Here is a 12188-nt window from a genome sequence, read left to right as displayed (position 1 = left end):
ACTTCGACCTTCATTCGCTTCGGGTTGCGCCGAGTACCGCCTATGCGATTGAGGGAGGCGTACCGATACAGATATTCTCCAAGTGCATCGCTGGCCACACAACGGTCCTGATGACGCTCTATTACACGAAGCCGGGGCCTGCTTACGTGTCGGAAGAGATGGCGAAGGCACAACAGCGCATCGAACGGGCCGAGCAGGGTAATTTCCTGCGCTTCCTGAAGAATGCGGAGATTGCGGCCTTGGAGGAATGCTGGAACTTCGAGCTTTACAACGCCGTGTGCCAAGTGGCAGCCGTTTATCCCAACGACAGCCCTGTGGTGTCGACGCTGCGACGTGGGCGACTGCTCGACGTAATGCTGTCGCACAACGGTCGCGGGCGGGTGTTTGCCACCCTCTCCGAGGACGAAGCGATTGCGGTCGGGAACGAGTTCGTAAATCTGCTAATGGCGCGCATGGGGCGCGCCGAGATGGTTGACCTGATTGGGGCGCCGGATGCTGGAATCGACCGGCATTGAGAAGGACGTAGACCGCCTCCTGGCTGGGCAGGGCGGTTCCCCCAATAAAGCTCTCCACGATCGGAGCACTGGCACCGCTGGTCGGCGTGACACCAAAAGTTGAGACGGAAAAATAGGACATGGCAAAGATGGCCCCCAATGACTTGCTCGAAGCGCTTTGCGCTGGCTCTCATCCACGAAAGCAGCAGTCGGTTCGGTTGATCTACCGGCTCTGCGAGGAGCAGCATGATCGCGGCAGTAGTGACTTCTCGATTGCAACGATTGGCTGCCTCTCCGCAGCGGCAGATGGGCCATCAGCAGCTGCAATCAGAAACAAGACGGGCGACGACTACAAGGCGCTCATCACGTCCTACGCCGAGGCAGTGGGCGGCAAGGCCAAAAAGGTGACGGCGCGAAAGGGTTCGATCCTGGATGAGATCCTGGAAGATGTTTCGGCCCCAGTGCTGCGAACCCGGGTCGGAATCCTCCTTGCCGAACTTGAATCAGCGCGTGGCCAGCTAACGGCGCTACGGCATCTGGCCGGCCAGACAGCTGTGTTGCGCCTGGTTTTTATGATACATGGCACTTACAAGATCCGAGCTGAACCACGTTCGCCCGTATCTTCAAGGGTCGCAAAAAAGGCTCGAAGCGATGTTCGAATCGGTGCTTTGAAGCGTATCTACATTGTAGAATTCCCTTGTCAGGCCGGATTTTAGGTAATACAATGTATCTACATTGGAGGTGTAACGATGGAACTCTCGATTCAAAAATGGGGCAACAGTGCGGCAGTTCGACTGCCGTCTACTCTGTTGAGTCAACTAGGGGTTGCGCTTGGCGACAAACTGAGCGCTGACATGCAACCGGAAGGGCTGGTATTGCGCCCTGCTCGCAAAGCCTATTCCCTCGCTGATCTGATGGCGCAATGTGATCTGAAGGCGGCGCCTCCTGTAGACGTGGAGGCTTGGGAAGGCACCAAACCGGTAGGCCAGGAAGTATGGTGAGGCGTACCACGTTTAACCGTGGAGATATCGTTCGCGTGAACCTTAACCCAACAGTAGGGCGAGAACAGCAACGCGATTTTCGTCCAGCCCTCGTACTCTCCCCGGCCGCATTCAATCTCATGGGGGTGGCGTTAGTGGCGCCAATTACCCAAGGCGGCGATTTCGCTCGCTATGCGGGCTTCGCGGTGCCGTTGAGTGGTTCGGGGACTGAGACTCAAGGTGTCGCGCTGGTCAATATGATTCGCACGATGGATTTGGCCGCTCGCGGGGCGAAGAAAATCGAAACGGCACCTGAATTTGTGGTCGAGGACGCGCTTGCTCGGTTACGGGCTATTCTCGAGTAAGGAAAGAGCACGATCAAGTTGACCCGCCGTCAACTTGGTCTAAGTGGTTGAAAGCGTGAGAGATTTTGCGTACCCCTCCACCACGCATGAGATAGGAATACGAAATGGCACAGCCTGAAACGGTGACAAATATCGACGACGACATTCCGCTCATTTACTCTCCGCTGAATGGGACAGTGAGCCGCAATGGCAGGAGTGTCGAGGTGGAAATCTACCGCGCGGAAAACGAGGAGTGGATACTCGAGGTGGTCGATGAGCACGGCAACTCGACGGTTTGGGAGGGTCTGTTCTCGACTGACCAAGCAGCTCTGGACGAAGCTTTGCGCACCATTGATGAGCAGGGCATCGACGCGGTGATCGGCCCGCCGCCCGGCCACGACAAGCGCAATGCGATCTTGCTCGGCTTGTCCGATACCGAGCTTTACGAGCTTGGTGATTTTCTAGCAGACCCATCGATTGAGTCGACGTCAATGGATCTTGCGATGCTCGACGGCTACTTTGCAGCGATCGCCATCGGTCCTGAGCTGGTTCCCGTGTCCGAATGGCTCCCGTGGGTATGGGACCATGTCGACGGCGTGGCCGAGCCCGTGTTTGACGAGCTCTCGGATGCGAACCATGTCCTCTCGCTGCTGATGCGGCATTACAACGCAGTTGTCGAGGCTTTCAATACCGACCCAGCCGGTTTCGAGCCCCTGTTCATGCGCGGCGCTGAGTACGGTGCTGCCGAATGGTCCGATGGTTTCCTTTGCGGCTTCCGGTTCGACGAGCGCGCGTGGAGCCTGCTCGCCGTGGGACAGCCGACCTGGTTCGCTCCATTCATGCGTTTGGGAACCGAAGACGGCATTGCGATCACGCACAAGCAAGGCGATGCTGCTCAATGGGTCGATGCCATCATGCCATCGTTGTTGGAGATCGCAGCCTACTGGAAGTCACGGTTATTCATGCCTGGCGACATGCGTACGCCGACGCCCCCCATCGTCCGGGCGACACCGAAGGTTGGGCGCAACGACCCGTGCCCTTGTGGCAGCGGTAGGAAAATGAAAAAGTGTTGTGGCGGTACTCCGATGGCACCACTGACACTGCACTGATCCAAACAGAACTGATCGTCAAGGAAAAGGGAGGGATCATGTGCATGAATACAACCGGCTTTGTTGCGTAAATCAGGCTTGGCCAGCGTAGAACGCGTAGGTCTGGTAGCCTGAACGGGATGAAACCAGCTCCACAGAAGTACCGCACGACCAACTGGAAGACGTACAACGAAGCGCTGAAGTCAAGCAGTACGCTGCTCATCTGGCTTGACCCGACGATGAACTGGCATGGGCAACCGAGCGGCAAGCGCGGACGCGGCCAGACGTTCAGCGACGAGGCGATCCAGTTCTGCCTCAGCATCAAGTGCCTCTTCAATTTACCACTACGCCAGGCCATGGGGATGACGCAAAGCTTGCTGCACCTGGCTGGGCTCGACTGGCCGGTGCCGGACTACAGCACGGTCAGCCGGCCGCAAAAGACGCTGTAGGTGGCCATCGGCGCTGTCTCGAGCACGACGGGCTTGCATCTGCTGGTAGACAGCACGGGCATCAAGATGCTGGGCGAAGGCGAATGGAAGACGAAGAAACACGGCGCGGAGTATCGCCGCCAATGGCGCAAGGTGCATCTCGGGATCGACGCGTCCACGCTCGAGATCCGGGCCATGGAAGTGACCGACAACAGTATCGGTGACGCACCTGTCTTGCCAGCGCTGCTGGGCCAGATTCCTGCTGACGACCGCATTGCCAGCGTCAGTGGCGACGGCGCTTATGATACGAAGGACTGTCACGAAGCCATCGCGTTGCGCGCGGCGCATGCCATCATCGCGACGCGCAAGAATGCCAAGCCCTGGAAGGCAAACCGCTGCGGTGTCGATGCACGTAACGACATCCTACGGGCGACCAAGAGGCTGGGAGGGGCGATATGGAAGAGATGGAGCGGCTACCACCGGCGCAGCCTTGTCGAAACCAAGATGCGCTGCTTCAAGTCGCTGGGCGAACGCGTCATGGCACGCGACTTCGACCGTCAAGTCGCCGAGCTACAAGTGAGGGCCGCCGTGCTGAACCGCTTCACTCGACTGGACACTGCGATTACGGTCCCAGTGTTATAAAACGAACTACAAATAGCGTCAGCTCGGCCTTCGCTCTATTCGCTCAACAAAGCCGGAAGACGGCAGGTTTGGGGACGGTAGGGAAGGGCGAGAGACAATCTGATGGTGCCCGGAGCCGGGATCGAACCGGCACGCCATTGCTGGCACGGGATTTTAAGTCCCGGGTGTCTACCAGTTTCACCATCCGGGCAGCGCGCAGGATTCTAGCACAGCCAGGCCTGTTCAGGGTCGAAAATGCAATGTTGACGATCCGGAGTCAGAACGGGCGCAGCGTCCGGTTCGCCGGCGCCGGCCAGCGGTCCGCCGAGCCGAACGGCGCGAACAGGGCGCTCGCGACCGCCACCAGCGGGTGGACGCGCGGCGGGCCGTGGCGGCGCTGCATGGGGCGCGTCAGGACGCGCAGCGCGACGTCGATCGGTATGCCGTCCTCGTGCAGGAGGCGGGCCGCGCGGGCGATCCCGTGTTGCGGGCTGGCATCGAGCACGGCGTCGATCAATAGGGCGGATATGCGGTCACGGCGGCGGTTCATCGGGCTCCCCAACAGCTCAGTCCGGATAATTGTGCACCGGTTCGGCCGGCCTTGTCATCCGCGCGCCGCTTCAGTCGCGGACACGCTTGGTGTAGCATGCGGGGCGATACGCCCGCGGCCGACGCCGCGCGCCAGGACTCAAGCAAGGAAAACCATTGGACATCACCATCAACGACGAACTCCGCTCTTTCATCGATCCCCTCACGCCCGTCGAGTACGCGGCGCTCGAACGCAGCCTCCTGGCCGACGGCTGCCGCGATGCGCTCGTGCTCTGGCGCGACGTGCTGATCGACGGCCATAACCGCTACGACATCTGCAAGAAGCACGGCATCCCGTTCCGCACCGTCGCCAACGACAAATTCGACTCGCTCGAAGACGTCATGCTGTGGGTGATCGACAATAACCTAGCGCGCCGCAGCGTGTCCGACTTCCAGCGCGGCATGCTGGCGCTGCGTAAGAAGGAGATTGTCGCCGCGCGGGCCGCCCAGCGCGCCGCGCAGCAACCGGCCGACGCCGCGCCGGAACAGGCGGCGCCCGATGCCGCCGACGATGCCTCCGATCCGCCGTGGAGCACGCGAGAGGACGTCGCCAAGGCCGCGCGCGTGTCGGCGAACACGCTGAGCCAGATCGAGCGCATCCGCAAGACGGCCGCGCCGGAACTCGTCGACGCCGTGCGCAGCGGGACGATTTCCGTCAGCGCCGCGGCCAGTGTCGCGTCGCTGCCGCCGGAAGCGCAGGTCGCCGCCGTCGCCGGTGGGCGCAAGGAATTGCAGCAGGCCGCGCGCCAGGTGCGCGAGCAGAAGACCGGCGCGAAGCCGAAAAAGGAAACCGTGCCCGACTCGCCGGAAGACCAGGTCAAGGCGTTGCGCAGCCAGGTCGGCGAATTGAAGGACCGCGTCGCCACCCTGATGACGGAAAACGAGGTGCTGCGCCAGAAGCTCGCCGCGCTCGGCGGCGCCTGATCCCGGAGACCCCATGACGATGCCCCGCTTGACGCCGTTCGTTGCCGCCTGCGCGGCGTTGTGCGTGCTGGCCCAGCCCGTCCACGCACAGGCGGCGGCGCAACCCGCCGTGGCGGCGACGGCCCGAGCCGCCTTCGCGTCGGCGGACCTCGCGCGCATGCGGGCGACGGCGCGGCGCGTCACGATCCTGCGCGACACCTGGGGCATCCCGCACGTGTTCGGCAAGACGGATGCGGACGCCGTGTTCGGCATGCTGTTCGCGCAGGCGGAGGACGATTTCAACCGCGTCGAACTCAATTACATCAACGCGCTCGGGCGCCTGGCGGAAGTAGAGGGCGAGACGGCAATCTGGCGCGACCTGCGCATGAAGCTGTACATCGACCCGGTCGAGCTGAAGGCAAAATATGCTACGAGTCCTGCGTGGCTGAAGGCGCTGATGGATGCATACGCCGACGGCTTGAACTGGTATCTCGTCACGCATCCGCGGGTCAAGCCGAAGCTGATCACGCGGTTCGAGCCATGGATGGCGCTCGCGTTCAGCGAGGGCAGCATCGGCGGCGACATCGAGACGATCAACCTGAACGGCCTCGAAGACTTCTACGGCAAGCCGGCGGCGCCGTCCGTCGCGCTGGCCGATGCGAATGAGTCCGGGCAGGGCTTCGACCCGGAACCGCGCGGCTCCAACGGTTTCGCCATCGCGCCGCGCCGCACGGCGGACGGGCACGCGCTGTTGATGATCAATCCGCACACGTCGTTCTACTTCCGCCCCGAGATCCATATGGTGAGCGACGAAGGTTTGAACGCGTACGGCGCCGTCACGTGGGGCCAGTTCTTCGTCTACCAGGGTTTCAACGACCGCATCGGCTGGATGCACACGTCGGGCGGCGGCGACGTCATCGACGAATACCTCGAGACGGTGAGCTCGCTCGACGGCCGCTGGGTCTACCGCTACGGCGACGGCGAGCGCGCCGTGCGCGCAAAGACCATCACGCTGCCGTACCGCACGGATCAAGGCATGGCCAGCCGGACCGTCACCGCGTACTTCACGCACCACGGCCCCGTGATCCGCGCGCAGGACGGCAAGTGGGTGGCCGTCCGGATGATGGACGACCCGATGCACGCGCTGATGCAGTCGTACGGCCGCACGAAGGCGCGCGACTACGCGGCGTTCTACAAGGTCATGCAGTTGCGGACGAATTCGTCGAACAACACGGTGTACGCGGATGCGGACGGGAATATCGCCTACTTCCACGGGAATTTCATCCCGCGCCGCGACCCGCGCTTCGACTGGACGAAGCCCGTCGACGGCAGCGACCCCGCGACGGAGTGGCAGGGCTTGCATGACGTCGCCGAGACGATCACGGTGTTCAATCCGAAGAGCGGCTATATCTCGAACACGAACAACTGGCCGTGCACCGGATTCGGCGCAAGCAGTCCGGATTGCGTCAAGTATCCCGCGTACATGTGGTCGCTGCCGCAGAACCCGCGCGGCATCCACGCGGAGCGCGTCCTGCACGACGCGCACGATCTCACGCTCGATGGCCTCATCGCAAAAGCCTACGACAGCTATTTGACGGCGTTCGAGCCCCTCATGCCGGCCGTCGCAAACGATTGGGACGCGCTGCCGGACGCCGATCCGCTGAAGGCCCGCCTGGCCGCCCAGGTGGCATTGCTGCGCGGCTGGGACTTGCGCTTCTCGACGACCTCCGTGCCGACGTCGCTCGCCGTGTACTGGGCGCAGGACATGGTCAAGCAGTCGTCGGCCCGCGCGAAAGCGGACCACATTCCCGTGATCGACTTCGTGCAGACGCGCCTGACGCCGCGCGAGCGCCTGGATGCGCTGGCGCGCGCGAGCGACAAGCTGCAGGCGGACTTCGGCGACTGGAAGACGCCGTGGGGCGAGATCAACCGCTTCCAGCGCCTGTCCGGCGCCGTCGACCAGCGCTACGACGACGGCAAGCCGAGCCTGCCCGTCGGCTTCACGTCGGCGAACTGGGGATCATTGGCGTCGTTCGGCATGACGGCGCCGCAGACGACGAAGCGCATCTACGGCGACCGCGGCAACAGCTTCGTGGCCGCGGTCGAATTCGGGCCGCGCGTGCGCGCGAAGAGCATTCTCGCGGGCGGCGAGAGCGGCGATCCGGCGTCGCCGCACTTCACAGACCAGGCGGCGATGTACAGCCGCGGGGAGTTCAAGGACGTGCTGTACTACCGCGCGGACATCGACAAACACCTCGAGCGCAAATACCACCCGGGCGACTGAGCCGGCTGGCGCGGCGCCGGGACCGATTGCTATAATCGACGGATCGTACAACGGTCATCCGGTCAGGCAAGCAGTGGCAAAACTCTATTTTAGGTATTCGGCGATGAACGCCGGCAAATCGACGTCGCTGCTGCAGGTGGCACACAACTACGAGGAGCAGGGCCAGAAGGTCCAGTTGTACACGGCCGCCATCGACGACCGCTACGGCGTCGGCCAGATCACGTCGCGCCTCGGACCGCACCGCCAGACCGACGTGTTCGACAAGACCACGAACTTCCTGGAACAGGCGCCCGCCGTGGCCTGCGTGCTCGTCGACGAAGCCCAGTTCCTGACGAAGGAGCAGGTCGTGCAGCTGCACCAGGTGGCCCAGGTACGGGGCGTCCCGGTGATCTGCTACGGCTTGCGCAGCGATTTCCGCGGCGAGCCGTTCCCCGGCTCCGCGTACCTGCTGGCGCTGGCCGACGACATCGAGGAAATCAAGAACATTTGCACGTGCGGCAAGAAGGCGACGATGAACATCCGCGTCGACGCCGAAGGACGCCGCCTCCGCGAAGGGGAGCAAGTCAGCATCGGCGGCAACGAGAGTTATCGCCAGGCCTGCGGGCGCTGCTTCTACCTGGGCTGACGCGGCGCGACCATGTCCTGGCCGGCAATGTGCGCCGCCCATCTGCCCAGCTGGGCCTGCGGCCTGGGCGAGATCGCGCTGTACCTCGTGCCGTCGATGGCGCTCGCGTTCCTCATCTGGCTCGTGACGCGGCTGCATCCCGCGTTCTTCCTGCTCAGTGCCGTCGGCACGTTCTGCCACGAACTCGCGCATTTCGGCGTCGGGCTGCTGCTCCATGCGGAGCCCGTCGGCTTCACGATCATCCCGCGCGGCAAGGGCCGCACGTGGGAGCTCGGGTCCGTGACGTTCGCCAACCTGCGCTGGTATAACGCGGCGCCGGCGGCGCTGGCTCCGTTTCTCATCCTGTTGCTGCCGCTGGCAGTGGCGTGGTGGCGCACGCGCACGGCATGGCATTTCGGTCCCGTCGACCTGGCGCTGACGTTGCTGCTGGCGCCGCAATTCCTGTCGTTCTGGCCATCGCCCGTGGACTGGAGGCTCGCCGTGCGCAGCTGGCCTTATCTGTTGATCATCGCGGCGGCGGGGCTGGCGTACTGTTGGTTTCACACCAGTTTGTTTCGATTTGTAAAAGCGTAGGCGCGGCGGCCCCGACCAGACTTAAGCTCGGCTGAAATGGCGTACAAGCCGGCTCTGCGCCGCTGCGCTATCCTGTAGAATGGGTCGCATCCGCCGTTGCGTCGGCGCGATTGCCGGCCCCCCGCCTGGCGATCGCCAATCATTTCCCCGTCCGGAGAACCGAAGTATGAAGAAGCAGATGTTGATGGTCGCGCTGGCGTTTGCCATGTCGGCCCACGTGGTCACGGCGCAGCCCGAAAAGGTTGCTGCTGTCCAGACCGACAAGGCCGCCATCGTCCAGCTCAAGCCATCCGCCGCCCAGACCCAGGCCGCCCTGTGGGCTTCGCGCGTGCTGTCGCGCTACCACTACAAGGCCCTGCCGCTCGACGACGCGTTGTCCGCGAAGATCTTCGATGCCTATTTCAAGGCGCTCGACAGCGAGAAGCTGTACTTCACGCAGGCCGACGTCGACAGCTTCGCGCCTGTCCGGACCAAGCTGGACGATGCGATCAACAACGAAGACCTGACGGTCCCGTTCCAGATCTACAACCTGTACCAGCAGCGCTTCTTCGACCGCATGGCCTATGCCCGCGAGCTGTTGAAGGGCAAGTTCGACTTCACGACGGACGAAACCCTCCAGATCGACCGCGAGAAGGCCGCATGGGCCAGGAACGACGACGAAGCGAAAGACCTGTGGCGCCGCCGCGTGAAGAACGACTGGCTGCGCCTGAAGCTGGCCGGCAAGGACGAGAAATCGATCCGTGAGACGCTCGACAAGCGCTACGAGGGCTACCAGAACCGCCTCAAGAAGCTGAACAACGAAGACGTGTTCCAGATGTTCATGAACGCGTACGCGATGGCCATCGAGCCGCACACGAACTACCTGGGCCCCCGTTCGGCCGAGAACTTCGACATCGCCATGCGCCTGTCGCTGGACGGCATCGGCGCCGTGCTGCAGTCGCGCGACGACTATACCGTGATCCGCGAGGTCGTCCCCGGCGGCCCGGCCGACAAATCCGGCAAGCTGAAGGTCGGCGACCGCATCGTCGGCGTCGCGCAGGGCAACGGTCCGTTCACGGACGTGATGGGCTGGCGCATCGACGACGTCGTGCAGCTCGTGCGCGGTGAGCGCAATTCGACCGTGCGCCTCGACGTGCTCCCGGCCGACGCCGGCCAGGACGGCAAGCACACGACCGTTTCCATCGTGCGCCAGAAGATCAGCATGGAAGAGCAGTCGGCCAAGAAGAAGATCATCGAAGTCACCGACAACGGCGTCAAGCGCCGCATCGGCGTGATCCAGCTGCCGACGTTCTACCAGGACTTCGAAGCGCGCCGCAAGGGCGACAAGGACTTCAAGAGCGCCACGCGCGACGTCAAGCGCATCCTGGGCGAGCTCAAGAAGGAGAAGGTCGACAACGTCCTGATCGACTTGCGCAACAACGGTGGCGGCTCCCTGATCGAGGCCGTCGAACTGACGGGCCTGTTCATCGACAAGGGCCCTGTCGTGCAGCAGCGCAGCGCCGAAGGCCGCGTCGAAGTCGAAAGCGATTCGGATGCCGGCCTCGCGTGGGACGGCCCGATGGGTGTGCTGATCAACCGCGGTTCCGCATCGGCGTCGGAGATCTTCGCTGCCGCCATCCAGGATTATGGCCGCGGCCTGATCATCGGCGAGCCCAGCTTCGGCAAGGGCACCGTGCAGACGCTGATCAACCTCGACCGCTTCTCGCAGAACGACAAGGTGAAGTACGGCGAACTGAAGATGACGATCGCCCAGTTCTTCCGCATCAACGGCGGCACCACGCAGCTGCGCGGCGTCACGCCCGACATCAAGTTCCCCGTGACGTCGGACGACGACAACTTCGGCGAATCGTCGTACGAGAACGCGCTGCCGTGGACGCAGATCAAGCCGGCCATGTACATGCAGGCGGGCGACCTGAAGGAACTGGTCAACCCGCTGCAGAAGAAGCATGACGCCCGCGTCGCCAAGGACCGTGACTTCCTCGACATCGAGCAGGACATCGCCGAGGGAATGAAGCTGCGCAAGGACAACGTCATTTCGCTGAACGAGGCCGTGCGCCGCAAGGAGCGCGAGAACCAGGAAGCGAAGGCCCGCCTGCGCGAAGCGCGCCTGACCGGCAAGGACAATCCGGACGAGCCGGTCGCCGGCCCGGGCAGCAAGGAACAGCGCGGCAAGGTGCCGATGCCGACCACGCCGCGCAAGACCAATGTGGCGCTGAAGGGCGCCGCCGACGACGGCCTGCAGGGCGACGAGCGCAGCCTGACGGCGGAGCTCGCAGCCGAGAAGGCCGCGAAAAACGCGAAGGACGTCTACCTGCAGGAAGCGGCCCACATCCTGGCCGACGAGTCGGGTATGTTGAAAGCTGATACCCGGCTGGCGTCGCGCGCGATGCCGTATTTGTCAAGTTTGAAATGATTTTGTCGCATACTGATTGTTAAATATGCAATAGGAATTTCCGGCATTTCATCCGAAAAGGATGGCTGAAGACGAGGCTCCCCCAGGGGCCTCGTCTTTTTTTTATGCCGTTCAATTGAAAATTGTGATTTTTACAGCTGTGATACATTGGCTCAGCAGTTAAATTAAGAATAACTTTTTAGACTGAGCAAGGAGTTCATTATGGCAATTCGTTATCTCGTCGCGGCGTTCCTCGTCGGGGGCGCCTTCAGTGCAAACGCTGGTGTCCTGCCTGTGGCCGTGGGCAATCCGTCGTATGCGACCACTGCCGGCGGCAACGCCCTGGTGGGCGTGTACAACGGTCGGCGCGTGGCAGTGGCTGGCGGTACGCCGTCGCAAGTGGCCAGCGCACCCGCGCCTGCGGCCAGTGCGCCTGCGCCCGCGGTCTTGCCGCCCGCGCCAGTGGTCTACGCACCGGCGCCTGCGGCCGCGGCACCCGCACCGGCAGTGACGGCACCTCCGCAGCAGACGTCGGGCGGCAGCCAGGGCAACGGCGCCATCGTGACGCTGCCGACCGGGGCCGGCAACCAGGGCCCGGCCGTCGTGCAGCTGCCGGCCCCGGCGCAAGCCGCACACGGCGGCGACGTGGGCCAGGCCCCGCCGCCGGTGACGCTGCCGTTGCCGCCGACCTCGACTCCGACCCCGACCGCCGCCACGCCGGCTGCCGCCGTGCCGGAGCCGTCGTCCATCGCGCTGATGATGGCCGGTATGCTGGGTGGGCTGGGCGTCGCCCGCCGTCGCAAGCGCTGATTCGTCGAGATCATGCCTGGGCCGCCTTGTATCGGGGCGGCTTTTTTTCGTCCGCTTT

The 12188-nt window shown here is 63.4% G+C and carries 12 protein-coding genes, 1 tRNA gene and 1 pseudogene; 12 read left to right on the top strand and 2 right to left on the bottom strand.

The annotated features are described in order from the left end of the window. Nucleotides 1-110 precede the first annotated feature (110 nt). The 6 genes and pseudogenes from HAV22_RS03310 (at nt 111) to HAV22_RS03285 (ending at nt 3976) form a co-directional block, all read left to right on the top strand. The gene (locus tag HAV22_RS03310) at nt 111-515 is read left to right on the top strand and encodes a hypothetical protein (RefSeq protein ID WP_166856520.1); all 405 of its coding nucleotides are present in this window, start codon (nt 111-113) and stop codon (nt 513-515) included. A gap of 119 nt (nt 516-634) precedes the next feature. Continuing rightward, the gene (gene gmtX / locus HAV22_RS03305; RefSeq protein WP_166856518.1) at nt 635-1210 is read left to right on the top strand and encodes a gamma-mobile-trio protein GmtX; all 576 of its coding nucleotides are present in this window, start codon (nt 635-637) and stop codon (nt 1208-1210) included. Between the two features lie 33 nt (nt 1211-1243). Continuing rightward, complete coding sequence (locus HAV22_RS03300; RefSeq protein WP_166856516.1) at nt 1244-1495, top strand: AbrB/MazE/SpoVT family DNA-binding domain-containing protein; 252 nt, start codon at nt 1244-1246, stop codon at nt 1493-1495. Beyond that, entirely contained in the window at nt 1489-1839 is a 351-nt protein-coding gene (locus HAV22_RS03295) for a type II toxin-antitoxin system ChpB family toxin (RefSeq protein ID WP_166856514.1), read from the top strand. The genes HAV22_RS03300 and HAV22_RS03295 overlap by 7 nt, the downstream gene beginning before the upstream one ends. 104 nt (nt 1840-1943) lie before the next feature. Beyond that, nucleotides 1944-2927 carry a UPF0149 family protein gene (locus HAV22_RS03290; protein WP_166856513.1) on the top strand — a complete coding sequence of 328 codons (984 nt, stop codon included), beginning with the start codon at nt 1944-1946 and terminating at the stop codon, nt 2925-2927. A 119-nt stretch (nt 2928-3046) separates the two neighbouring features. Beyond that, nucleotides 3047-3976: pseudogene (locus HAV22_RS03285) on the top strand (IS5 family transposase). A 103-nt stretch (nt 3977-4079) separates the two neighbouring features. On the opposite strand, the gene HAV22_RS03280 reads toward HAV22_RS03285, so the two are convergent. Both HAV22_RS03280 and HAV22_RS03275 read right to left on the bottom strand, forming a co-directional pair. Beyond that, nucleotides 4080-4166 (bottom strand) — tRNA-Leu (locus HAV22_RS03280). 66 nt (nt 4167-4232) lie between these two features. Then, a complete protein-coding gene (locus HAV22_RS03275) occupies nt 4233-4505 on the bottom strand; it encodes a hypothetical protein (protein WP_166856511.1) in 273 nt (90 codons plus the stop codon). A 155-nt stretch (nt 4506-4660) separates the two neighbouring features. Between HAV22_RS03275 and HAV22_RS03270 the strand changes: the two genes are divergently transcribed. The 6 genes from HAV22_RS03270 to HAV22_RS03245 all read left to right on the top strand — a co-directional run bounded on the left by HAV22_RS03270 (nt 4661) and on the right by HAV22_RS03245 (nt 12130). Beyond that, entirely contained in the window at nt 4661-5467 is an 807-nt protein-coding gene (locus HAV22_RS03270; protein WP_166856508.1) for a hypothetical protein, read from the top strand. 13 nt (nt 5468-5480) lie between these two features. Further along, nucleotides 5481-7730 carry a penicillin acylase family protein gene (locus HAV22_RS03265; protein ID WP_229421048.1) on the top strand — a complete coding sequence of 750 codons (2250 nt, stop codon included), beginning with the start codon at nt 5481-5483 and terminating at the stop codon, nt 7728-7730. A gap of 73 nt (nt 7731-7803) precedes the next feature. Beyond that, nucleotides 7804-8355, top strand: a complete 552-nt coding sequence (locus HAV22_RS03260; protein ID WP_166856506.1) for a thymidine kinase — start codon at nt 7804-7806, stop codon at nt 8353-8355. 12 nt (nt 8356-8367) lie between these two features. After that, entirely contained in the window at nt 8368-8928 is a 561-nt protein-coding gene (locus HAV22_RS03255; RefSeq protein WP_166856504.1) for a hypothetical protein, read from the top strand. Between the two features lie 166 nt (nt 8929-9094). Further along, a complete protein-coding gene (locus HAV22_RS03250; RefSeq protein ID WP_166856502.1) occupies nt 9095-11341 on the top strand; it encodes a carboxy terminal-processing peptidase in 2247 nt (748 codons plus the stop codon). A gap of 201 nt (nt 11342-11542) precedes the next feature. After that, nucleotides 11543-12130 (top strand): PEP-CTERM sorting domain-containing protein, encoded by a 588-nt coding sequence (locus HAV22_RS03245; protein WP_166856500.1) that lies wholly within the window; start codon nt 11543-11545, stop codon nt 12128-12130. The last annotated feature ends 58 nt before the right edge of the window (nt 12131-12188 follow it).

The organism is Telluria antibiotica, assembly GCF_011682055.1.
GTDB lineage: Bacteria > Pseudomonadota > Gammaproteobacteria > Burkholderiales > Burkholderiaceae_D > Telluria > Telluria antibiotica.
The sequence above is the reverse complement of the archived record's forward strand: the minus strand, read 5'-3'. Positions and strand labels throughout refer to the sequence as shown.

Excerpts from the sequence above, each read along its gene's own strand:
- HAV22_RS03290 (WP_166856513.1), top strand. The coding sequence starts at position 1,944 with ATGGCACAGCCTGAAACGGTGACAAATATCGACGACGACATTCCGCTC.
- gmtX (WP_166856518.1), top strand. The coding sequence starts at position 635 with ATGGCAAAGATGGCCCCCAATGACTTGCTCGAAGCGCTTTGCGCTGGC.
- HAV22_RS03245 (WP_166856500.1), top strand. The coding sequence starts at position 11,543 with ATGGCAATTCGTTATCTCGTCGCGGCGTTCCTCGTCGGGGGCGCCTTC.
- HAV22_RS03275 (WP_166856511.1), bottom strand. The coding sequence starts at position 4,505 with ATGAACCGCCGCCGTGACCGCATATCCGCCCTATTGATCGACGCCGTG.
- HAV22_RS03310 (WP_166856520.1), top strand. The coding sequence starts at position 111 with ATGACGCTCTATTACACGAAGCCGGGGCCTGCTTACGTGTCGGAAGAG.
- HAV22_RS03255 (WP_166856504.1), top strand. The coding sequence starts at position 8,368 with ATGTCCTGGCCGGCAATGTGCGCCGCCCATCTGCCCAGCTGGGCCTGC.
- HAV22_RS03250 (WP_166856502.1), top strand. The coding sequence starts at position 9,095 with ATGAAGAAGCAGATGTTGATGGTCGCGCTGGCGTTTGCCATGTCGGCC.
- HAV22_RS03300 (WP_166856516.1), top strand. The coding sequence starts at position 1,244 with ATGGAACTCTCGATTCAAAAATGGGGCAACAGTGCGGCAGTTCGACTG.
- HAV22_RS03295 (WP_166856514.1), top strand. The coding sequence starts at position 1,489 with ATGGTGAGGCGTACCACGTTTAACCGTGGAGATATCGTTCGCGTGAAC.
- HAV22_RS03265 (WP_229421048.1), top strand. The coding sequence starts at position 5,481 with ATGACGATGCCCCGCTTGACGCCGTTCGTTGCCGCCTGCGCGGCGTTG.